Origin of the sequence: Cellulomonas sp. Root137 (assembly GCF_001426725.1) — a bacterium.
Lineage (GTDB): Bacteria > Actinomycetota > Actinomycetes > Actinomycetales > Cellulomonadaceae > Cellulomonas.
Map to the genome: position 1 here is coordinate 373,378 of NZ_LMFG01000002.1, position 21,155 is coordinate 394,532.

Annotated in this window: 18 protein-coding genes; 12 read left to right on the forward strand and 6 right to left on the reverse strand. The window is 72.5% G+C overall.

All coding sequences use genetic code 11. From position 1 onward, the window contains the following. The 3 genes from ASD18_RS14205 to ASD18_RS14215 are packed head-to-tail and all read right to left on the reverse strand — an operon-like array spanning position 1 to position 3,196. Entirely contained in the window at positions 1 to 1,344 is a 1,344-nt protein-coding gene (locus ASD18_RS14205) for an FAD-binding oxidoreductase (protein ID WP_235522402.1), read from the reverse strand. Positions 1,345 to 1,346: 2 nt separating this feature from the next. Then, complete coding sequence (locus ASD18_RS14210) at positions 1,347 to 2,723, reverse strand: aspartate aminotransferase family protein (RefSeq protein ID WP_056093151.1); 1,377 nt, start codon at positions 2,721 to 2,723, stop codon at positions 1,347 to 1,349. Next, on the reverse strand, positions 2,720 to 3,196 hold the full coding sequence (locus ASD18_RS14215) for an Lrp/AsnC family transcriptional regulator (RefSeq protein WP_056093154.1): 477 nt from the start codon (positions 3,194 to 3,196) through the stop codon (positions 2,720 to 2,722). The genes ASD18_RS14210 and ASD18_RS14215 overlap by 4 nt, the downstream gene beginning before the upstream one ends. Before the next feature lie 174 nt (positions 3,197 to 3,370). Between ASD18_RS14215 and ASD18_RS14220 the strand changes: the two genes are divergently transcribed. The 6 genes from ASD18_RS14220 (at position 3,371) to ASD18_RS14245 (ending at position 10,464) form a co-directional block, all read left to right on the forward strand. Next, on the forward strand, positions 3,371 to 4,819 hold the full coding sequence (locus tag ASD18_RS14220; protein WP_056093156.1) for a gamma-aminobutyraldehyde dehydrogenase: 1,449 nt from the start codon (positions 3,371 to 3,373) through the stop codon (positions 4,817 to 4,819). 154 nt (positions 4,820 to 4,973) lie between these two features. Continuing rightward, complete coding sequence (locus ASD18_RS14225) at positions 4,974 to 6,209, forward strand: PotD/PotF family extracellular solute-binding protein (protein ID WP_056093160.1); 1,236 nt, start codon at positions 4,974 to 4,976, stop codon at positions 6,207 to 6,209. Continuing rightward, on the forward strand, positions 6,206 to 7,381 hold the full coding sequence (locus ASD18_RS14230; protein WP_056093163.1) for an ABC transporter ATP-binding protein: 1,176 nt from the start codon (positions 6,206 to 6,208) through the stop codon (positions 7,379 to 7,381). Before ASD18_RS14225 ends, ASD18_RS14230 begins: the two co-directional genes overlap by 4 nt. A 7-nt stretch (positions 7,382 to 7,388) precedes the next feature. Then, complete coding sequence (locus ASD18_RS14235; RefSeq protein ID WP_056093165.1) at positions 7,389 to 8,309, forward strand: ABC transporter permease; 921 nt, start codon at positions 7,389 to 7,391, stop codon at positions 8,307 to 8,309. Positions 8,310 to 8,425: 116 nt separating this feature from the next. Then, positions 8,426 to 9,160, forward strand: coding sequence for an ABC transporter permease (locus ASD18_RS14240; protein ID WP_082574104.1), 735 nt, complete (start codon positions 8,426 to 8,428; stop codon positions 9,158 to 9,160). A gap of 17 nt (positions 9,161 to 9,177) precedes the next feature. Continuing rightward, on the forward strand, positions 9,178 to 10,464 hold the full coding sequence (locus ASD18_RS14245) for a saccharopine dehydrogenase family protein (RefSeq protein ID WP_056093706.1): 1,287 nt from the start codon (positions 9,178 to 9,180) through the stop codon (positions 10,462 to 10,464). Here the strand turns inward: ASD18_RS14245 and gabT are convergent. Beyond that, positions 10,461 to 11,807 carry a 4-aminobutyrate--2-oxoglutarate transaminase gene (gabT, locus tag ASD18_RS14250; protein WP_056093168.1) on the reverse strand — a complete coding sequence of 449 codons (1,347 nt, stop codon included), beginning with the start codon at positions 11,805 to 11,807 and terminating at the stop codon, positions 10,461 to 10,463. The genes ASD18_RS14245 and gabT overlap by 4 nt on opposite strands. Positions 11,808 to 11,977: 170 nt before the next feature. Here gabT and ASD18_RS14255 point away from each other — a divergent pair, with 170 nt between their 5' ends. The 3 genes from ASD18_RS14255 (at position 11,978) to ASD18_RS14265 (ending at position 15,522) form a co-directional block, all read left to right on the forward strand. Then, positions 11,978 to 13,288, forward strand: a complete 1,311-nt coding sequence (locus ASD18_RS14255; RefSeq protein ID WP_056093171.1) for an RIP metalloprotease — start codon at positions 11,978 to 11,980, stop codon at positions 13,286 to 13,288. Positions 13,289 to 13,369: 81 nt separating this feature from the next. After that, a complete protein-coding gene (gene ispG / locus ASD18_RS14260; RefSeq protein WP_056093709.1) occupies positions 13,370 to 14,530 on the forward strand; it encodes a flavodoxin-dependent (E)-4-hydroxy-3-methylbut-2-enyl-diphosphate synthase in 1,161 nt (386 codons plus the stop codon). Between the two features lie 77 nt (positions 14,531 to 14,607). After that, on the forward strand, positions 14,608 to 15,522 hold the full coding sequence (locus tag ASD18_RS14265; RefSeq protein WP_056093174.1) for a DUF4081 domain-containing GNAT family N-acetyltransferase: 915 nt from the start codon (positions 14,608 to 14,610) through the stop codon (positions 15,520 to 15,522). On the opposite strand, the gene ASD18_RS14270 is transcribed toward ASD18_RS14265, so the two are convergent. Continuing rightward, a complete protein-coding gene (locus tag ASD18_RS14270) occupies positions 15,519 to 16,409 on the reverse strand; it encodes an Fpg/Nei family DNA glycosylase (RefSeq protein ID WP_056093712.1) in 891 nt (296 codons plus the stop codon). The two genes, ASD18_RS14265 and ASD18_RS14270, sit on opposite strands and share 4 nt — an antisense overlap. Positions 16,410 to 16,476: 67 nt before the next feature. On the opposite strand from ASD18_RS14270, the gene ASD18_RS14275 reads away from it, so the two are divergent. Continuing rightward, positions 16,477 to 18,282 (forward strand): proline--tRNA ligase, encoded by a 1,806-nt coding sequence (locus ASD18_RS14275; protein WP_056093177.1) that lies wholly within the window; start codon positions 16,477 to 16,479, stop codon positions 18,280 to 18,282. A 4-nt stretch (positions 18,283 to 18,286) separates the two neighbouring features. Here the strand turns inward: ASD18_RS14275 and ASD18_RS14280 are convergent, their stop codons facing one another. Then, on the reverse strand, positions 18,287 to 19,333 hold the full coding sequence (locus ASD18_RS14280) for a DUF4439 domain-containing protein (protein WP_056093180.1): 1,047 nt from the start codon (positions 19,331 to 19,333) through the stop codon (positions 18,287 to 18,289). 129 nt (positions 19,334 to 19,462) lie between these two features. Here ASD18_RS14280 and rimP point away from each other — a divergent pair, with 129 nt between their 5' ends. After that, positions 19,463 to 20,029: a ribosome maturation factor RimP gene (rimP, locus tag ASD18_RS14285; protein WP_056093182.1), complete on the forward strand. Its 567-nt coding sequence runs from the start codon at positions 19,463 to 19,465 to the stop codon at positions 20,027 to 20,029. Position 20,030: 1 nt separating this feature from the next. After that, positions 20,031 to 21,095 carry a transcription termination factor NusA gene (nusA, locus tag ASD18_RS14290; RefSeq protein WP_056093185.1) on the forward strand — a complete coding sequence of 355 codons (1,065 nt, stop codon included), beginning with the start codon at positions 20,031 to 20,033 and terminating at the stop codon, positions 21,093 to 21,095. The last annotated feature ends 60 nt before the right edge of the window (positions 21,096 to 21,155 follow it).

The following is a 21,155-nucleotide window of genomic DNA, read 5'->3' on the forward strand; positions in this document are numbered from 1 at the left end:
TCAGTGCCCGAGCACGTGCTCGAGCAGGCCGCTCCACCGGCTCGCGTGCCCTGTGCGCGTCTCGGTCCGGTCCGCCCAGGTGGTCGCCTTGCGAGTGGCGGTGATGCCCGCCCACCGCAGGGGCTCCGGCTCCCACGCGGGGGAGCGGTGGCCCACCCACGGCAGCCGGGTCAGGTCGCTGTCCGACCCGGTGATGAGGTCCGCGAGCGTGCGGCCCGCCAGGTTGGTCATCGCGACGCCGTCGCCGACGTAGCCGCCGGCCCAGCCGATCCCGTCGTCGTCCAGGCCGACCGACGGGTGCCAGTCGCGGTGCACGCCCAGCGGGCCGCCCCAGTGGTGGGTGATCTCGGCCCGCTCGAGCACGGGAAACAGGTCCACGAGCTCGTGCGCGAGGTGGGCAGCGGTGGCGCGTGCCTGGTCGTACTCCGGGCGGATGCTGGAGCCGACGTGGTACGGCGCACCCCGGCCGCCGAACGCGATCCGGTCGTCCGTCGTGCGCTGGCCGTACACGACGAGGTTCCGCGCGTCGGTGAACGTCTGGGCACGGTCGAGCCCGATCTGCGCCCAGACCTCGGGCGGCAGCGGCTCGGTGGCGATCATGTGCGAGTACACGGGGGCCACCTCGCGGCCGGAGCCGGGCAGGTGCGCGCTCCAGGCCTCGGTCGCGCGGACCACGTAGCGCGCCCGCACGATGCCGTGGTCGGTGACGACCGCGCGCGGGGACAGCCGCAGCGCGCGCGTCCCCTCGGCCACCCGGGCGCCGCGGGAGAGGACCACGTCGAGCAGCCCACGGGCGAGTCGAAGCGGCTGGATGCGGGCCGCGTCCGGGGTGTACGAGCCGCCCACCACGCTCGTGGCGCGGACGTGCTCCTCGACCCCGTCGGCGCCGAGCAGGTGGGACTCGTCCCCCCAGCGCGCGTCGGTGGACACGGCCTCGGCGACGCGCTCCAGCTGCGGGCGGTTGCGGGCGAGCGTGACGGTGCCGCCGAACGCGAACCCGCACTCGATCTGCTCGGCCGCGGCCACGCCCCCGACCTCGACGACGGTGTCCCGCATGGCGGCGCGCATCGCCGCGGCGGCGTCGCGCCCGTGCAGCCGCGCCAGCTCGTCGCCGGAGACGGGCAGGAGGGCCGAGCACCAGCCGCCGTTGCGCCCGCTCGCGCCGAACCCCACCACCTCGGCCTCGATCACGAGCACGTCGAGCGACGGGTCGGCCTCGAGCAGGTAGTACGCGGTCCACAGCCCGGTCAGACCGCCACCGACCACGACGACGTCCGCCTGGGTGTCCCCGTCGAGCGGGTCGAGCGGGGCGAGGTCGGGCAGCTGGTCGAACCAGAGCGACACGCTCACAGGCGCGCCCAGGCCTCGGTCAGCACGCCGCGCAGGATGCCGGTGATCTCGTCGAACTCGGCCTGCCCGCAGGTCAGCGGCGGGGCGAGCTGGATGACGGGGTCCCCACGGTCGTCGGCGCGGCAGTACAGCCCGGCGTCGTACAGGGCGCCCGACAGGAACCCGCGCAGCAGGCGCTCGCTCTCGTCGTCGTCGAACGTCTCCCGCGTCGTCTTGTCCTTGACCAGCTCGATCCCGTAGAAGAAGCCCTCGCCGCGCACGTCGCCGACGATCGGCAGGTCGAGCAGCCCTTCGAGCGTGCGCCGGAACGCCGGCGCGGACTCCTTGACGTGCGCCGTGATGCCCTCGCGCTCGAACAGGTCGAGGTTCGCGTTGGCCACCGCGGCCGACACCGGGTGGCCGCCGAAGGTGTAGCCGTGCGCGAACGAGGCGTTGCCCTTCGCGAACGGTTCGTACAGCTTGTCCGAGGCGATGAGGGCGCCGATGGGGGAGTAGCCCGAGGTCATGCCCTTGGCGCAGGTGATCATGTCCGGCACGTAGCCGAAGTCGTCGCAGGCGAAGATCGACCCGATGCGCCCGAACGCGCAGATGACCTCGTCGGACACCAGCAGCACGTCGTACTGGTCGCAGATCTCGCGCACCCGCTCGAAGTACCCGGGAGGCGGCGGGAAGCACCCGCCCGCGTTCTGCACGGGCTCCAGGAACACCGCGGCCACGGAGTCCGGGCCCTCCATCTCGATGGCGTCGCCGATGCGGTCCGCGGCCCACCGGCCGAAGGCCTTCGGGTCGTCGCGCAGGTGCTCGGGCGCGCGGTACTCGTTGGTGTTCGGCACCTTGTGGGCGCCCGGCACGAGCGGCTCGAACTGCTGCTTGAGCGTCGGCAGACCCGTGATGGACAGGGCCCCGTGGGTGGTGCCGTGGTACGCGATGGACCGCGAGATCACCTTGTACTTGTTCGGTTTGCCGGTGAGCTTGAAGTAGTTCTTGGCCAGCTTCCACGCGGTCTCCACGGCCTCGCCGCCGCCCGTGGTGAAGAAGACGTGGTTGAGGTCGCCCGGCGCGTAGGCCGCCAGCCGCTCCGCGAGGTCGATCGCCTGCGGGTGCGCGTACGACCAGAGCGGGAAGAACGCCAGCTGCTCGGCCTGGACGCGCGCCGCCTCGGCCAGCTCGGTGCGACCGTGCCCGGCCTGCACGACGAAGAGTCCCGAGAGCCCGTCGATGTACTTGCGGCCCTGGTCGTCCCAGATGTGGTGCCCCTGGCCCCGAACGATCGTCGGGACGCCGCCGTCCCAGGCGCTCTGCCGCGTGAAGTGGCCCCAGAGGTGGGCCCTGGCCGCCTCGGAACGGTCGGTGCCACGAGGTGTCGTGCTCATCGGGTCCCCCAGTTGTAGAGCTGCTTGCGCAGCTTCAGGTACACGAACGTCTCGGTGGTCCGCACCCCGGGCAGCGAGCGGATCTTCTGGTTGAGCACCTCGAGGAGGTGGTCGTCGTCCTCGCACACCACCTCGCACAGCAGGTCGAAGCCGCCCGCGGTGATGACCACGTAGTCGACCTCGGGCAGCTCGGCGAGCGCGTCCGCGACGACGGACAGGTCGCCCTCGCACTTCAGCCCGATCATCGCCTGGCGCGTGAACCCGACCTGCAACGGGTCGGTCACCGCGACGATCTGCATGACCCCGGAGTCCGTGAGGCGCTGGACGCGCTGGCGCACGGCCGCCTCGGACAGCCCGATCGCCTTGCCGATCGCCGCGTAGGGTCGCCGGCCGTCCTCCTGGAGCTGCTCGACGATCGCCTTGGAGACGTCGTCGAGCGCGGGGTGCCCGGGTGCTGGTCTGCGTGTGCCCACCCGCCGATGGTGGTCGGGGGAGGGCCTCAATGCAAGGAATCCGTCGTGACATGCCGTGTGAACTTCTGATTTCGGCGTTCGGGGCCCCCTGATCGGCCGGATGCCCCGTCCTGGCCTCCCGAAAGCGCCCCGAGCGGCGTAGCGTGCGGCGCACCGACCGTGAGGAGAACCGCCGTGAGCCAGGCCACCGACCAGACCCTCGAGCTGCACAACGTGATCGGCGGCGCCCAGCGCCCCGCCGCGGACGGCCGCACGACGGCCGTGATCGACCCGTCGACCGGCGTCGAGTACGCCCGCGCGCCGCTGTCGGGTGCCGAGGACGTCGACGCGGCCTACCGCGCTGCCTCCGACGCGTTCACCACCTGGGGCCGCACCACGCCGGCCGAGCGCCAGCTCGCGCTCCTGCGCCTGGCCGACGCCATCGAGCAGCGGGCCGACGAGTTCGTCGCGGTCGAGTCGCGGAACACCGGCAAGCCCCTGCACCTGACCGCCACCGACGAGGTGCCGCCGTGCGTGGACCAGCTGCGATTCTTCGCCGGTGCCGCCCGCGTGCTCGACGGGCTGAGCGCGGGGGAGTACATGGCGGGGCACACGTCCTGGGTCCGCCGGGAGCCGGTCGGGGTGGTCGGCCAGGTGACGCCCTGGAACTACCCGCTGATGATGGCCATCTGGAAGATCGCGCCCGCGCTCGCGGCCGGGAACACGATCGTCCTCAAGCCGTCGGACACCACGCCGGCCTCCACGCTCCTGCTCGGGCAGGTGGCCAACGAGGTGCTGCCCCCGGGGGTGCTCAACGTCGTGTGCGGGGACCGCGACACCGGCCGCGCCCTGGTCTCCCACCAGCGCCCCGACATGGTCGCCATCACCGGCTCGGTGCGCGCCGGTTCGCAGGTGGCGGAGGCGGCCGCCGCCAACGTCAAGCGCGTGCACCTCGAGCTCGGCGGCAAGGCGCCGGTCATCGTGTTCGCCGACGCGGACCTCGCGGCGGCCGCTGAGGGCATCGCCGGCGCCGGGTACTACAACGCCGGGCAGGACTGCACGGCCGCCACCCGCGTGCTCGTGCACGCGTCCGTGCACGACGACTTCGTCGCCGCGCTCGCGGAGGCGGCGAAGGGCCAGCGCACCGGCGTGCCGAGCGACCCCGACGTGGCGTTCGGACCGGTCAACAACGCGCTGCAGCTGGACCGCGTCACCGGGTTCCTCGAGCGGCTGCCCGACCACGCGTCGATCGTGACCGGTGGGCACCGCGTCGGCGACGTCGGCTACTTCGTCGAGGCCACCGTGGTCTCCGGCCTGAAGCAGGACGACGAGGCCGTGCAGGACGAGATCTTCGGCCCGGTCATCACGGTCCAGACGTTCACCGACGAGGACGAGGCCATCACGCTGGCCAACGGCGTGCGCTACGGCCTGTCCAGCTCGGTGTGGACGCAGAACCACGGCCGGGCGCTGCGCGTGTCCCGGGCGCTGGACTTCGGGGTGGTGTGGATCAACACCCACATCCCGTTCGTCGCCGAGATGCCGCACGGCGGGTTCAAGCACTCCGGGTACGGCAAGGACCTGTCGATGTACGGGTTCGAGGACTACACGCGCATCAAGCACGTGATGTCCGCTTTCGACGCCTGAGCCGACGGATCCAGGGGCCGAATGTTCCGTCCGTGCAACATTTTCGTTGCGAGCGGGTGCTTGCGCGACGGATTCCTTGCTGGACGGCCGTCTGTTTGCGAAGATCCGACGACCCGTCGTGCTCGGCGACACCCTCCGGCACCCTAGGAGCCTCATGAGCCCCCACCGCCGCCCTGCCCCCGCCGACCCGCGCGTCCGCGCGCTCGTCGCGCAGGCCTCGAACCGCGGCCGCTCGGCGAACCTGTCGCGCCGCTCGTTCCTGGTCGCGGCACTCGGCACAGCCGGAGCGGCGGCCGTGCTGGCCGCGTGCGGGACGGGCTCGCCGTCGGCGACCGCCTCGAGCGCCGAGGACCTGTCCGACAGCGACAAGCTGGTCCGCTGGGCCAACTGGACGCAGTACCTCGACCAGGACGACGACGGGACCAGCTACCCGTCGCTGCTCGCGTTCGAGGAGCTGTCGGGCCTCACCGTCGAGTACGCCGAGGACATCGACGACAACGACGCCTTCTACGGCAAGGTCTCCGGCCAGCTGAAGAACGGCCAGGACATCGGCTACGACATCGTCACGCTGACCGACTGGATGGCCGCGCGGCTGATCCGGCTCGGCTACACCCAGACGCTGGACAAGGAGCGGATGCCCAACGCGTCCAACATCCTGTCCAGCCTCGCGAACGTCGACTTCGACCCGGGCCGCTCGCAGTCGCTGACGTGGCAGTCGGGGTTCGCCGGGCTGGCGTGGGACAAGGAGAAGGTTCCCGGCGGGCTGCACACCCTCTCGGACCTGTGGGCCCCCGAGCTGGCCGGCCGGGTCGAGGTGCTGAGCGAGATGCGCGACACGGTGGGCCTGATCATGCTCGACCAGGGGGTCGACCCGGCGGGGGACTGGAGCGACAACGACTTCTACTCGGCGCTCGAGGTGCTCAAGGAGAAGATCGACTCGGGCCACATCCGGCAGGTCCGCGGCAACGCGTACACGCAGGACCTGGCCTCCGGCGACGCGATCGCGGTCATCGGGTGGTCGGGCGACATCACGTCGCTGAACTACGAGGCGGACGGCCGGTTCGAGTTCGCCATCCCCGAGTCCGGCGGCACGCTCTGGAGCGACAACATGCTGGTGCCCATCGGCTCCCCGCACCTGGGCAACGCCGAGGACCTCATGAACTACTACTACGACCCCGAGGTCGCGGCGCAGGTGGCGGCCTGGGTCAACTACATCACCCCGGTGCAGGGCGCCCAGGAGGCCATGGTCGCCATCGACCCGGAGCTGGCCGAGGACCCGATGATCTTCCCGACCGACGAGATCCTGGCGAAGGTCAGCGTGTTCCGGACGCTCAGCCCCGACGAGGAGGAGCGCTACAACGGCGAGTTCCTCACCGTGATCGGCGCATGACGACGACCGCCTCCGCCCTCGAGGCGGACGCGACCGGCTCGGGGGGCGCGGCGCTCGAGATCGAGCGCGTGACCAAGGCGTTCGGCGCGTTCGTCGCGGTCGACGACCTCACGCTCACCATCCCGTCCGGGTCGTTCTTCGCCCTCCTCGGACCGTCGGGGTGCGGCAAGACCACGACCCTGCGGATGGTCGCCGGCCTGGAGCAGCCGAGCGCCGGGACGATCTCGATCGGCGGCCGGGACGTGACCGGCACGCGGGCGCACCAGCGGCCGGTGAACACCGTGTTCCAGAGCTACGCCCTGTTCCCGCACCTGACCGTGCGGGAGAACGTGGCGTTCGGGCTCAAGCGCTCGCGGGCGAGCAACATCCCCGGGCGCGTGGCCGACGGGCTCGACCTGGTGGAGCTCGGGCACCTGGCCGACCGCAAGCCCGCCCAGCTCTCCGGCGGTCAGCAGCAGCGGGTCGCGCTCGCCCGCGCGCTGGTGAACCGCCCGGCGCTCCTGCTCCTCGATGAGCCGCTGGGTGCGCTCGACCTCAAGCTCCGGCGCCAGATGCAGCTCGAGCTCAAGCGCATCCAGACCGAGGTCGGCCTCACCTTCGTGCACGTCACCCACGACCAGGAGGAGGCCATGACCATGGCCGACACCGTGGCCGTGATGAACCACGGGCGGATCGAGCAGCTGGGCGCGCCCGCGGACCTGTACGAGCTGCCGCGGACCGTGTTCGTCGCCAACTTCCTGGGCCAGTCCAACCTCGTCGCCGGCACGGTGACCGAGCGGCTGACCAAGCGCGGGCTGCTCGGGGTGGACGTCCGGGGCACACGGGTGCTGGTCCCGCTGGCGCGTGCCGTGCGGACCGACGGCGCCGTGCTCGTCGGGGCCCGGCCCGAGAAGATGCGGCTGCTCGTCGGCGACCAGGCTCCCACTCGCGGCGAGAACGTCCTCGGACCGGGGGTCGTCACCGACGTCTCGTTCATGGGCGTGAGCACGCAGTACCAGGTGGAGGTACCCGGCCTCGGCACGTTCGGCGTCTTCGCGCAGAACCTGCTCGGCGGCGCCACCGTCACGGTGGGTTCCGCGGTCCGGCTGGCCTGGGCGGTCGACTTCACGTTCGGGCTCGACGGTGCGCAGGCTCGCGACGAGGGCACGGTCGACCTGGACGACGAGCCGTGAGGGTCCTGTGAGCATCACAGCTGCTCTCGGGGAGAGCGTCTCCGGCGACTCGGCCCCGCCGCCGCGACGGACCGCCCAGCGTGCCCACCTCGTCCTGCTCGGGCCGGGCCTGATCTACCTGGTGCTCTTCTTCGTGGTGCCCGTCGCGGCGCTGCTGGCCACGTCGCTGTACGTCCCGGTGCCGGGCGGCGACGTGGGGGAGTACCAGCCCGCGCTGCACTGGCAGAACTACACGGACGCGATCGCCCAGTTCTGGCCGGCCATCCTGCGCTCGTTCTGGTTCGCGTTCCTGGCCACCGTCGCCGCGCTGGTGATCGGCTACCCGATGGCCTACGCCATCGCGGTGCGCGCCCGGGGTCGCAAGCTCCTGCAGGGGCTGCTGCTCGTGCTCGTCGTCGCGCCGTTCTTCACCAGCTTCATCCTGCGCACGATCGCGTGGAAGCAGATCCTGGCCGACGACGCGCTCGTGGTGACCCTCCTGCACTGGCTGCACCTGCTGCCCGCGGACGAGCGCCTGACCGCCACCCCGTTCGCCGTGGTCAGCGGCCTGACCTACAACTTCCTGCCGTTCATGGTGCTGCCGATCTTCGCCGCGCTGGAGCGCCTGGACTCGCGGCTGCTCGAGGCCGGTGCCGACCTGTACGCCTCGCCCACCACGACGTTCCGCACGGTCACGTGGCCGCTGTCGATGCCCGGCGTGGTGGCGGGCACCCTGCTCGTGTTCATCCCCGCCGCGGGCGACTACGTCAACGCGTCGCTGCTGGGCAACAACACGAACACCGCGATGATCGGCCAGGTCATCGACGCCCGGTTCTTCAAGGTGCTCGACTACCCGACGGCCGCGTCCCTGTCCGTGGTGCTCATGGTCGCGATCCTGCTGCTCGTCGGGGCGTACATCCGCAGGTCCGGGACCGAGGACCTGCTGTGACCGCGGTGCTCGATCGCGTCGAGGCGACCAGCACGACGACACCCGCCCGCCGGCCACGCCGCCGCCTGGGCGACCTGATCGTCCCGGTGTTCGCCGCCCTGGCGTTCGTGTACCTCATGGTGCCGGTCGCCTACACGGTCGTGTTCTCGTTCAACGACGCCGGCAAGACGAACCTCGTGTGGCAGGGCTTCACGCTGGAGAACTGGCAGAACCCGTGCGCCGCGCCGCAGGTGTGCGAGGCGTTCGCCAACTCGTTGCAGGTCGGGGTCATCTCGACCCTGATCGCGACCGCCCTCGGCACGCTCGTGGCCATCGCCCTGGTCCGGTTCCGGTTCCGCGGTCGCGCGCTGACCAACCTGCTGATCTTCCTGCCGATGTCCACGCCCGAGGTCGTGCTCGGTGCCGCGCTGCTCGCGCAGTTCCTCACGCTGCGCGTCCCGCTCGGGTTCGGCACGGTCGTCGCGGCGCACGTGCTCTTCTGCATCAGCTTCGTCGTCGTGACGGTCAAGGCCCGCGTGTCGAGCCTGGACCCCGCGCTCGAGGAGGCTGCGGCCGATCTGTACGCGTCGCCGTGGCAGGCGTTCTGGCGCGTGACGTTCCCGCTCCTGATCCCCGGGATCGCCGCCGCGGCGCTGCTGGCGTTCAGCCTGAGCTTCGACGACTTCATCGTCACCAACTTCACGTCGGGCTCGTACACGACGTTCCCCAAGTTCGTGTACGTGTCGGCCACCCGCGGGATCCCCCCGCAGGCCAACGTCATCAGCTCGTTCATGTTCGTCCTGGCCCTGGCTATCGTCGTGCTGGTCCAGGTGCTCGGCTACGCCCGGAGCAAGCGGCTGCGGGCACGGTGAAGTCGGAGGCGACACTCGTGCGGATCCTGGTGGTCGGCAGCGGCGGGGTGGGCGACGCGGTCGCCCGGATCGCGGCTCGCCGGCGGTTCTTCGAGCGGCTGGTGGTGGCCGACGTCGACCTCGGACGTGCGCAGCGGACCGTCGAGGCGGCGAGCGCGCACGACGTGGTGGGCGGCCGGTTCGCGTCGGCGGTGGTCGACGCCTCCAGCGCGGCGGCGGTCGAGGCGCTGGTCCGCGAGCACGGCGCGACCCACGTGCTCAACGCGGTGGACCCGCGGTTCGTGCTGCCGATCTTCGAGGGCGTGCACGCGGCCGGCGCGCACTACCTGGACATGGCGATGTCCCTGTCGCACGCGCACCCGGACCGGCCCTACGAGCTCCCCGGCGTGAAGCTGGGCGACGAGCAGTTCGCGCAGGCGGCGCAGTGGGAGGCCGACGGGCAGCTGGCGCTGGTCGGCATCGGCGTCGAGCCCGGACTCTCGGACGTCTTCGCCCGCTACGCCGCCGACCACCTGTTCTCCGCGATCGACGAGCTCGGCGTGCGCGACGGCGCCAACCTCGAGGTGCTCGGCGACGACGGCGAACCGATCTTCGCGCCCTCGTTCTCCATCTGGACCACCATCGAGGAGTGCCTGAACCCGCCGGTCATCTGGTCGGCGGACCGCGCCGAGGCCGGGTCGGGTCTCGAGGACGGCTGGTTCACCGTGGCGCCGTTCCACGAGCCGGAGGTGTTCCGGTTCCCGGACCCGATCGGTGACGTCGAGTGCGTGCACGTCGAGCACGAGGAGGTGCTCCTCATGCCCCGCTGGGTGGACGCCCGGAAGGTCACGTTCAAGTACGGGCTGGGCGAGGAGTTCATCGGGGTGCTGCAGACCCTGCACCGGCTGGGCCTGGACAGGACCGAGCCGGTCACGGTCCGCGGCGTGCAGGTCAGCCCCCGTGACGTCGTCGCGGCCAGCCTCCCCGACCCCGCGACGATCGGTCCGCGGATGACCGGGTCGACCTGCGCGGGTCTGCTGGTCACGGGCACCGGCACGGACGGCAACCCGAGAGAGGTGTACCTGTACCACCTGGTCGACAACGCCTGGTCGATGGCGGAGTACGGCGCGCAGTGCGTCGTGTGGCAGACCGCCGTGAACCCCGTGGTCGCGCTGGAGCTGCTGGCGGCGGGCACGTGGACCGGGACGGGTGTGCTCGGCCCGGAGGCGTTCGACGCGGTGCCGTTCCTCGAGCTGCTCGCCGCGCCGACGCCGGAGGGCTACGGCTCGCCGTGGGGCCTCGAGGAGCGCACTCCCGCGGTCTAGAGGGCCCGGATCGCGTCCTCGAGCACCGTCAGCGCCTCGTCCAGCAGGTCGTGGCCGATGACCAGCGGCGGGAGCAGACGCAGGACGTTCCCCCAGGTGCCGCACGTGAGCACCAGCACGCCCTGGGCAGCGCACGACGCAGCGACCCGCTGGGCGGCGGCCTTGTCGGGCTCGAGCGTGCCCGGCCGGACCAGCTCGAGGGCGAGCATGGCGCCGCGGCCGCGCACGTCGGCCACCGAGGGGACGTCGTCGCGCAGCGCGGTGAGCCGGGGGAGGACGGCCGCCTCGATCGCGCGCGCGGCGCCGGGCAGGTCGTCGCGCTCGTAGATCTCCAGCGACGCCAGCGCGGCCGCGCACGCCAGCGGGTTGCCGCCGAACGTGCCGCCAAGCCCGCCCGCGTGCACGGCGTCGAGTAGCTCCGCGCGGCCGGTGACGGCACCCAGCGGCAGACCGCCGGCGATCCCCTTGGCCAGGGCGACGAGGTCGGGCACGACCCCCTCGTGCTCCATCGCGAACATGGCGCCGGTCCGCGCGAACCCGGTCTGCACCTCGTCGGCCACCAGCACGATCCCGCGGTCGGCCGCCCACGCGGCGAGCGTCGGGAGGAACCCGGGCGCGGGCACGACGAACCCGCCCTCACCGAGGATCGGCTCGACCACCAGCGCGGCCACCTGGTCGGCACCCACCTGCCGCTCGGCGACGTCGATCGCGCGCAGCGCCGCCTGCTCGCCGGTCATGCCTGCGGGGTCCCGCAGCGGGTAGGACGCGGGGATCCGGTACACCTCGCCCGCGAACGGCCCGAACCCCGTCTTGTAGGGCATGGCACGCGCGGTCATCGCCATCGTCAGGTTGGTGCGCCCGTGGTACGCGTGGTCGAGCACGAGGACCGCGGGGCGGCCGGTGGCGCGGCGCGCGATCTTCACCGCGTTCTCGACGGCCTCGGCGCCGGAGTTCACCAGCACGGACCGCTTGTCGTGGCTTCCCGGCGTCACGCGCGCGAGCCCCTCGCACACGGCCACGTACTCCTCGTACGGGCTGATCATGAAGCAGGTGTGCGTGAAGTCGGCCGCCTGCGCAGCCACTGCCGCGGTCACCTCCGGCGCGCTGGCCCCGACCGACGTCACCGCGATACCGGACCCCAGGTCGATCAGCACGTTGCCGTCGACGTCCTCGATGACCGCCCCCGAGGCACGCGCCACGTAGACGGGCAAGGTCGACGAGACGCCGGCCGCGACGGTGGCCGCACGGCGAGCACCGAGGGCGACCGAACGCGGTCCGGGGATCGGCGTGCGCAGGACGCGGCGCTGCTCGAGCGAGGGCACAGGGGTGGAAACGGTGGCCATGAGGGGACGCTAGTGCCGATCTCGTGCTCGGGAAAGCATGGCGCGACGAAATCCGCCGATGCTCGGCGCGCTGTCAGCGGCTTCCCAGGGACGCGGGGGAAGATGGGCCTGCGGGTGCCGACTGCGACCCCGCCCTGCCGCGTGCGCGCAGGTTCGTGACGGAGGGGTCGATGGAGTACCTGGTCGCTGTACTCATCGTGGTCGTCGTGCTGCTGGCGTCCATCGGGCTGCACGAGGTCGGGCACATGGTGCCCGCCAAGCGCTTCGGCGTGCGCGTGAGCCACTACATGGTCGGCTTCGGCCCCACGCTCTGGTCGCGCACCAAGGGCGAGACCGAGTACGGGCTCAAGGCGATCCCGCTGGGTGGCTACGTGCGCCTGGTGGGCATGTACCCGCCCGACGCCGCGGTGGGCAACCCGCCGGCGCGCACCTGGCTCGGCCGGCTCGCGCGCGACGCGCGGCAGGCCAGCGCGGAGGAGATCCTCCCCGGCCAGGACGGCCGCGCGTTCTACCACCTGTCGACGCCCAAGAAGCTGGTGGTCATGCTCGGCGGCCCGGTGATGAACCTCGTCATCGCGTTCGTCCTCATGGCCATCGTGCTCGTCGGGTTCGGCATGCCGCAGACCACGACGACCCTCACCAGCGTGTCCCAGTGCGTCATCCCCGCCGACGCCGACCAGGCGCGCGACTGCCTCCCGTCGGACGTCGCCGCGCCGGCCGCCGCGGCGGGCATCGAGCCGGGCGACACCGTCGTGTCCTACGACGGGACGCAGATCACGTCCTGGGACCAGCTCTCCGGTCTCATCCGCAGCACCGGCGAGGAGGCCGTCCCGCTCGTCGTCGAGCGCGACGGAGCGCTCGTCGACCTCACCATCACCCCGATCGTCGCCGAGCGGCCGGTGTACGACGAGAACGACGAGCTGGTCCTCGACGCCGCCGGAGACCCGGTCACCGAGCCGGTCGGGTTCCTCGGCATCACCCCCTCGCGCGAGATGGTCCGGCAGTCCCTGCTGTCCGTGCCCGGCGTGGTGGCGGACACCACCTGGCAGACCGTCACGGTCGTCGCCACGCTGCCCGCCCGCGTCGTCGACCTGGTCGAGTCGCAGGTGAACGACACGCCTCGCGACGTGAACAGCATCGTCGGCGTGGTGGGCATCGGCCGGTTCGCCGGGGAGATCGCCTCGACCGACGGCATCGACTGGCAGATCAAGGCGGCCTCCCTGCTGCAGATGCTCGCGGCCCTGAACATCGCGCTGTTCGTCTTCAACCTCATCCCGCTCCCGCCGCTCGACGGCGGGCACGTCGTGGCCGCCCTGTGGGAGGGCGCGCGCCGGCAGGTGGCGCGCGTGCGCGGACTGCCGAGGCCGGGGCCGTTCGACTCCGCCAAGCTGGTGCCGCTCGCGTACTCGGTCTTCATCGTGCTCGGCGCCGTCGGCCTGCTGCTGATCTACGCGGACATCGTCAACCCGGTGCAGATCTGACCTGTGGGCGCGCTGGGGTGATCTCGTGCACACCGGCCCCTGCGGGCGGGCGCGCCACCCACCGGGTGCGATGATGGCGTGGTGAGCATCCCGATCAGCCTCGGCATGCCGGAGGCGCCCCCCCTGGTCCTGGCACCCCGGCGCAAGACCCGCAAGATCAAGGTCGGCAAGATCGAGGTCGGCGGCGACGCCCCGGTCAGCGTCCAGTCCATGTGCACCACGCAGACCACCGACATCAACTCGACGCTCCAGCAGATCGCCGAGCTGACCGCGGCCGGCTGCGACATCGTGCGCGTGGCCGTGCCGACGCAGGACGACGCGGACGCGCTCCCCGCCATCGCGCACAAGTCGCAGATCCCCGTGATCGCGGACATCCACTTCCAGCCGAAGTACGTGTTCGCCGCGATCGACGCCGGCTGCGCCGCTGTCCGCGTGAACCCCGGCAACATCCGCAAGTTCGACGACCAGGTCAAGGAGATCGCCCGCGCGGCGACCGACGCCGGCACGTCGATCCGGATCGGCGTCAACGCCGGCTCGCTGGACCCGCGACTGCTCGCCAAGTACGGCAAGGCCACCCCGGAGGCGCTCGTCGAGTCCGCCGTCTGGGAGGCGTCGCTGTTCGAGGAGCACGGCTTCCGCGACTTCAAGATCTCCGTCAAGCACAACGACCCCGTGATCATGGTCCGGGCGTACGAGCTGCTCTCCGAGCGCGGCGACTGGCCCCTGCACCTCGGCGTGACCGAAGCCGGCCCGGCGTTCCAGGGCACGATCAAGTCCGCGACCGCGTTCGGCGCGCTGCTGAGCAAGGGCATCGGCGACACCATCCGCGTGTCCCTGTCCGCGCCGCCGGTCGAGGAGGTCAAGGTCGGCATCCAGATCCTGCAGTCGCTCAACCTGCGCCCGCGCAAGCTGGAGATCGTGTCCTGCCCCTCGTGCGGCCGCGCGCAGGTCGACGTGTACTCGCTGGCCGAGCGCGTCACCGCGGGCCTCGAGGGCATGGAGGTGCCGCTGCGCGTCGCCGTCATGGGTTGCGTCGTCAACGGACCCGGCGAGGCGCGCGAGGCGGACCTCGGGGTGGCGTCCGGCAACGGCAAGGGCCAGATCTTCGTCAAGGGTCAGGTCATCAAGACCGTGCCCGAGGCGCTCATCGTGGAGACCCTCATCGAGGAGGCCATGCGCCTCGCCGAGAGCATGGACCCGGTCGAGTCCGGCGACGGCGCCCCGGTCGTCACCGTCGGCTGAGGTTGCAGCACCCCGGTTCACTCGATCGGCGTGTCGGACATCGGGTGAACCGGACGCCCGTGGTGCAGGATCTACCCATGGTGCAACGCCGCGCGGCTCTGCTCGACGGTCGGGCCGGAGGTCGTGTCCTCGGAGACGTCGACCTCACCGCTGCCCTGGCCGTGTGCGCGCGTGACGCGGTCGGTTCCGTGCTCGCGACGGCGCGGCTCGAGCAGGCTGTCGGACGGACGCTGCGCGCCGCCGGCGGCACGTTGTGGGGCTACGAGGAGGATGGCGAGCTCCTCGCGGTCTGCTTCGCGGGAGCGAACATGGTCCCCGTCGTCCCGGGGGACGACCCGCAGGTGCTGAGCCGGGCGCTGGACGCCTTCGCGTGCCTCGCGCGCGGGCAGGGCAGACGGTGCTCCTCGATCGTCGGCCCGGCCGACGCCGTGCTCGGCCTGTGGGGACGGCTGCGCTACTCCTGGCCCGCGGCCCGCGAGGTCCGCGACGACCAGCCGTCGATGGTGATCGAGCACGCGCCGCTGGTCACGGCGGATCCGCGGGTGCGCCGCTCGAGGCCGGAGGAGTTCGACGTCGTGCTCCCCGCCTGCGTCCGCATGTTCACCGAGGAGGTCGGCTACTCGCCGGTCAGCGGCCCCGGCGGACCCTACGAGACACGGGTGCACGGCCTGATCGCGCAGGGTCGGTCGTTCGTGCGCATCGACCCGGCGCAGGGGAGCCACGGCCACCGGCCCTCCGGGGACGTGGTGTTCAAGGCCGAGCTCGGGGCCGTCGCCGGGGGAGTGGCGCAGGTGCAGGGCGTGTGGGTGGCACCCGACCGGCGCGGCGAACGGCTCTCGGAGTCGGGGATGGCCGCGGTGGTGCAGATCGCCCGCGGGGAGGTGGCACCGCTGGTGTCCCTCTACGTGAACAGCTACAACGAGCGGGCCCTCGCGGCCTACCGCGCGGTGGGCTTCCGGCAGGTCGGAACGTACGCGACGGTCCTCTTCTAGCGCAGCAGCCGCGACATCCGCCGGTCGGCCAGCGGCTTGCCGCCCGTCTGGCACGTGGGGCAGTACTGCAGGGACGAGTCCGCGAACGAGACCTCGTGCACCGTGTCGCCGCACGGCACGTCGTTCCAGCCCGGGCACGGCTGGCCCGTGCGACCGTGCACCTTCATCCCTCGGCGCTTGGCGTCCTTGAGCTCGGCGGCGGGCTTCCCCGAGGCCGACCGGACGGCACCGGTGAGCACCTCCCGGATCGCCTCCCAGAGCGTGCGGGTGCGGTCGGCGTCGAACGACCTCGTCATCGCGAACGGGCTCATCCGGGCGGCGAGCAGGATCTCGTCGGAGTAGGCGTTGCCGATCCCCGCGATCGTGCCCTGGTCGCGCAGCAGGCCCTTGACCTGCTGGTTGCGCGCCGCGAGCAGCTCCGCCAGCCGGTCCTCGGTGAACTCGTCGGACAGCGGCTCGACACCGAGGGTGGCGATCTGCGGGACGTCTCCGGGGGACTCGACCACGTGCACCGCCAGGCGCTTGCGGGTGCCCGCCTCGGTCAGATCGAAGCCGGAGCCGTCGTCGATGCGCACCCGCAGCGCCAGCGGCGACTTGCCGGGCCGCACCGGGTTCGTGGACAGCTGCTCCGACCAGCGCACCCAGCCGGAGCGGGAGAGGTGCCAGATCAGGTGCAGGGGTTCACCGGTGGGCGTCGCCACCATCACGTCCAGCCACTTGCCGTGCCGCTGCACGTCGACCACGGCGCCGCCGACGAGGGCGTCGGGCGCCGGGCGGAACGTCTTGAGCGCGCTGATGGCGCCGATCGAGACCTCGGTCACGGTGTGGTCGACCATCCGCCCGCGCAGGAACTGCGCGAGCGCCTCGACCTCGGGCAGCTCCGGCACGTGCACCATCGTGGCGCACGGCCGAATGTCGTGCGAGCCACTCGGCGCGGGCAACTAGGCTCCGTCCATGCTCATCCGCCTGTCGCAGCTCTTCTTCCGCACCCTGCGTGAGGACCCGGTCGACGCCGAGGTCGCCAGCCACCGGCTGCTCGTGCGCGCGGGCTACATCCGCCGCGCCGCCCCCGGCATCTACTCGTGGCTGCCGCTCGGCCTGCGGGTGCTGGCCAAGGTGGAGCAGGTGGTCCGCGAGGAGATGGCCGCCGCCGGCGCGCAGGAGGTGCACTTCCCGGCGCTGCTGCCGAGGGAGCCCTACGAGGCGACCGGCCGCTGGACCGAGTACGGACCGAACATCTTCCGGCTGAAGGACCGCAAGGGCGGCGACTACCTGCTCGCGCCCACGCACGAGGAGATGTTCACGCTGCTGGTCAAGGACCTGTACTCGTCGTACAAGGACCTGCCGCTGGCGCTGTACCAGATCCAGACGAAGTACCGCGACGAGGCGCGTCCGCGCGCCGGGCTCATCCGCGGCCGCGAGTTCATCATGAAGGACGCCTACTCGTTCGACGTCGACGACGCCGGGCTGGCGGTGTCCTACCAGTCGCAGCGGGACGCCTACGAGCGGATCTTCAGCCGGCTCGGCCTCGAGTACGTCATCGTCGCCGCCACCTCGGGTGCCATGGGTGGCTCGCGGTCCGAGGAGTTCCTCACGCCCACCGCGATCGGCGAGGACACGTTCGTCCGCTCGCCGGGCGGCTACGCGGCGAACGTCGAGGCGGTGACCACCGTCGTGCCCGACGCCGTCCCGTTCGACGACGCCCCCGCGGCGCACGTCGAGGACACCCCGGACACCCCGACCATCGACACGCTGGTCGCGGTCGCCAACGCGCGGTTCGCGCGGCCCGACCGCCCCTGGGCGGCCGCTGACACGCTCAAGAACGTCGTCCTCGCGCTGGTCCACCCGACCGGCGAGCGCGAGCTGCTCGTCGTCGGCCTGCCCGGCGACCGCGAGGTGGACCTCAAGCGCCTGGAGGCGTCCGTCGCCCCCGCCGAGGTCGAGGCCGCCGGCGACGCCGACTTCGCCGCGCACCCGGAGCTGGTCCGCGGTTACCTCGGCCCGGGCGTCCTGGGTCCGAACGTGCCGGTCGCCGAGGGCGCAGGGGACACGGCGCGGACCTCCGTGCGTTACCTGCTCGACCCGCGCGTCGTGGTCGGCACCCGCTGGATCACCGGCGCCAACGAGCACGGCAAGCACGTGTTCGACCTGGTGGCCGGTCGCGACTTCACGGCTGACGGCACCGTCGAGGCCGCCGAGGTGCGCGCCGGCGACCCTGCGCCGGACGGCTCCGGCCCGCTCGAGCTGGCGCGCGGCATCGAGATCGGCCACATCTTCGCCCTCGGCCGCAAGTACGCCCAGGCGCTCGGCCTCACCGTGCTGGACCAGAACGGCAAGGCGCAGGTGGTGACCATGGGCTCCTACGGCGTCGGTGTCACCCGCGTGCTCGCCGCGCTCGCGGAGGCCAACAACGACGAGCGTGGGTTGGCCTGGCCGGCGCACGTCGCGCCCGCGCACGTGCACGTGGTCGCCACCGGCAAGGACCCGGCGGTGTTCGAGGCCGCCGACGCGCTCGCCACCGAGCTCTCGTCCCGCGGGGTCGAGGTGCTCTACGACGACCGCCCGGGCAAGGTCTCGCCCGGAGTGAAGTTCGCCGACGCGGAGCTGCTGGGTGTGCCGCTGGTGGTCGTCGTCGGTCGAGGGCTGGCCGAGGGGGTCGTCGAGGTGCGTCCGCGCGTGGGCGGCACCACCGAGCAGGTGCCGGTCGCCGAGGCGGCCGACCGCGTCAGCGCCCTGGTCGACGCCCTGCTGGCCGTCTGACGGGTCAGCCGGTGGGCTGCTGCGCCCGTTCCGGCAGGCCCGGGAACGGGACGTGCGTCGCGCCCCAGGCGGCCGCGTCGGCCGTCGCGCGGCGCAGGCCCGCGATCAGTGCCGACCGGCTGCCCGGTTCGGCCTGGGCCACGGCGTCGGCGTACGCGTCGGCGACGGCGGTCTCGAGCGAGCGCGCGAGGGCGGAGGAGACGGCCGGGTCGTCGAGACCGGCGGGCAGCGCGTAGGACGCGCGGCGGGGGTCCTGCGCGGAGCCGTCGATCCCGGCCGCGGCGGCCCAGTCCTCGCTCGTGGCGCGGTGTGCGGCGGCGGTGGCGCGGGCGGCGGAGCGCTGGTCGCCCGAGAGCTTGGCGGCGATCACCTCGAACCCGTAGCCGGCCTCGTCGTGCACGAGCGCCAGCACGCCGACCTCGCCGGTGGTGAGACCGTCGACACCGGACGTCGTCGCGGTGTCGGACGGGCTCGGCGTCGGGTCGGTCGGGGCGGGCGCGTCGTCGGGCTCGAGCGACGGCGTCTCCGCCCCGGTGGCGGCGGCCAGACGCTGGGTGAGCTCCCCGCGGGAGGTCGCGATCGACGCGATCAGCCGTGCGAGCGGTCCGTCGTCCACCGCGTCCGCGTCGGCGAGGGCCGTCCGGGTCGCGGCGGCCAGCTCCTCGAGCACCTCGGCGACGGACTGCGTGGTCGGGGGGCTCGTCGTGGGGGAGTCCGTGGGAGCGGGCAGGCCGGAGACGTACACCCCGCCGAGCTGGTCCGCGTGCTGGTCGGAGTACCCCGCGACGTCGGCGAGGACGGGGGAGACAGGCTCGACCGCGCCGTCGGGCAGCGCAGCGGCGGCTGTCGCGGCGGCCGAGAGGGCGAGCGAGTCGGCGACGGTCCGGGCGCGGACCTGCTCGACCGCGTCCGGGCTGGGCTCGACCGGAGGCGGGGTCTCGGCCCGCAGACCGCAGGCCGCGAGCGTGAGAACCATCACGGCCGCAGCGACCAGCCGGGTCAGTGGGCGCACGAGATCGTGCCGCGCCGCGAGGTCCTGGTCCGTGCTCATCGCCGGTGATCCTGCCACGCCGCGCGGGCGCGGCCGTCGGGCACGCCCGGACTCGTTACTGTGGACCCACAACATCACAGGGTCGCAACGTCGCTCGCCGACGACCCGCTGGACCGACAGGAGGCTGACATGGTCGCGCCAGCACACGCAGAACGGGTCCGGCACGTCGTGGAGCCCGCCGTCGTCGCCGGGGGTCTCGTGCTCGAGGACGTCACGGTGCGCAAGGCGGGGGCGCGATCGGTGGTCGAGGTCGTCGTGGACGTGACGGAGGACGACGAGGGTGGCCTCGACCTGGAGCGCGTGGCCGAGGCGACCCGTGCGGTCTCCGACGCCCTCGACGCGGCTGACGTCATCGTCGGTGAGTACACGCTCGACGTGATGAGCCCCGGGGTGTACCGCCCGCTCACCGAGCGACGCCACTTCACGCGCGCCGTCGGGCGCATGCTCACCGTGACCCTGACCGACGGCACCAAGCTGGCGGGCCGACTGACCGAGGTCGACCGGTCGCAGGCCGGCGACGCCGTCGTCGTGGTGCCCGTGACGCCCGGCCGCAAGGGCCGCAAGCCGGTGGTGGGCGAGCCGGTCCGTGTACTTCTGACCGACGTGCGCGAGGCGCACGTCGAGGTGGACCTGTCGGGGCTGGGCCCTGTGGACGACGACGAGGCCGCGCGCGACGACGCCGGCGAGGAGAGCTGAGATGGACATCGACATGCAGGCGTTGCGGCTGCTCGAGCGCGAACGGGAGATCAGCCTCGACGTGCTGGTCTCCGCGATCGAGCAGGCGCTGCTGTCCGCCTACCACCGCACACCGGGCGCGCAGGCGAAGGCGCGGGTCGAGGTGGACCGCAAGACCGGTCACGTGACCGTCTGGGCCCGCGAGGCCGCGCCGCTGGGTGAGCCCGACGACGAGGGCATCATGCCGCCGCCGGGCCCCGACGGCCCCGAGTACGACGACACCCCCGACGGCTTCGGCCGCATCGCCACGGCGACCGCACGCCAGGTCATCGTGCAGCGCCTGCGGGACGCCGAGGACGACCAGGTGCTCGGGGCGTTCCGCGGCAAGGAGGGCGAGGTCCTCGGCGGCGTCATCCAGCAGGGCCGCGACCCCCGCACGGTGCTCATCGACGTCGGCGGAACCGAGGCCGTCCTGCCCGCGCACGAGCAGGTCCCCGGCGAGGAGTACGTGCACGGCGACCGCATCCGCGGCTACGTGCTCGAGGTCGCCCGGGGCCAGCGCGGACCCCAGGTGACCCTGTCCCGCACCCACCCGAACCTGGTGCGCAAGCTGTTCGAGCTCGAGGTGCCCGAGGTCGCCGACGGCACCGTCGAGATCACCGCGATGGCGCGCGAGGCGGGCCACCGCACCAAGATGTCCGTCCGCGCGACGGTGGCGGGCGTCAACGCCAAGGGCGCGTGCATCGGACCGATGGGCGGCCGCGTGCGCGCCGTCATGGCGGAGCTGCACGGCGAGAAGATCGACATCGTCGACCACGCGGACGACCCCGCCGAGATGATCGCCCACGCGCTCTCGCCGGCCCGGGTGCTGTCCGTCACGGTGGTGGACCCCGTGGCACGCGCGGCTCGCGTCGTCGTGCCGGACTACCAGCTGTCGCTCGCCATCGGCAAGGAGGGCCAGAACGCCCGGCTCGCCGCCAAGCTGACCGGCTGGCGCATCGACATCCGGTCCGACGCCGAGGTCCCGGGGGAGAGCGTGTCGCAAGGCGCACACGGTGCCCACGATGGTGCGGACGGCAGTGAGTGACCTCACGAGTGACGCCGCCGGAGCCGCGGCGCGGTAGACTTGCTGCGGCTGGGCCGGATG

Coding starts and splice junctions, on each gene's coding strand:
- gabT (WP_056093168.1), bottom strand. CDS start 11,807: ATGGCCACCGTTTCCACCCCTGTGCCCTCGCTCGAGCAGCGCCGCGTC.
- ASD18_RS14255 (WP_056093171.1), top strand. CDS start 11,978: ATGGAGTACCTGGTCGCTGTACTCATCGTGGTCGTCGTGCTGCTGGCG.
- ASD18_RS14265 (WP_056093174.1), top strand. CDS start 14,608: ATGGTGCAACGCCGCGCGGCTCTGCTCGACGGTCGGGCCGGAGGTCGT.
- ASD18_RS14280 (WP_056093180.1), bottom strand. CDS start 19,333: ATGAGCACGGACCAGGACCTCGCGGCGCGGCACGATCTCGTGCGCCCA.
- ASD18_RS14275 (WP_056093177.1), top strand. CDS start 16,477: ATGCTCATCCGCCTGTCGCAGCTCTTCTTCCGCACCCTGCGTGAGGAC.
- rimP (WP_056093182.1), top strand. CDS start 19,463: ATGGTCGCGCCAGCACACGCAGAACGGGTCCGGCACGTCGTGGAGCCC.
- ASD18_RS14210 (WP_056093151.1), bottom strand. CDS start 2,723: ATGAGCACGACACCTCGTGGCACCGACCGTTCCGAGGCGGCCAGGGCC.
- ASD18_RS14240 (WP_082574104.1), top strand. CDS start 8,426: ATGGTGCCGGTCGCCTACACGGTCGTGTTCTCGTTCAACGACGCCGGC.
- ASD18_RS14225 (WP_056093160.1), top strand. CDS start 4,974: ATGAGCCCCCACCGCCGCCCTGCCCCCGCCGACCCGCGCGTCCGCGCG.
- ASD18_RS14230 (WP_056093163.1), top strand. CDS start 6,206: ATGACGACGACCGCCTCCGCCCTCGAGGCGGACGCGACCGGCTCGGGG.
- nusA (WP_056093185.1), top strand. CDS start 20,031: ATGGACATCGACATGCAGGCGTTGCGGCTGCTCGAGCGCGAACGGGAG.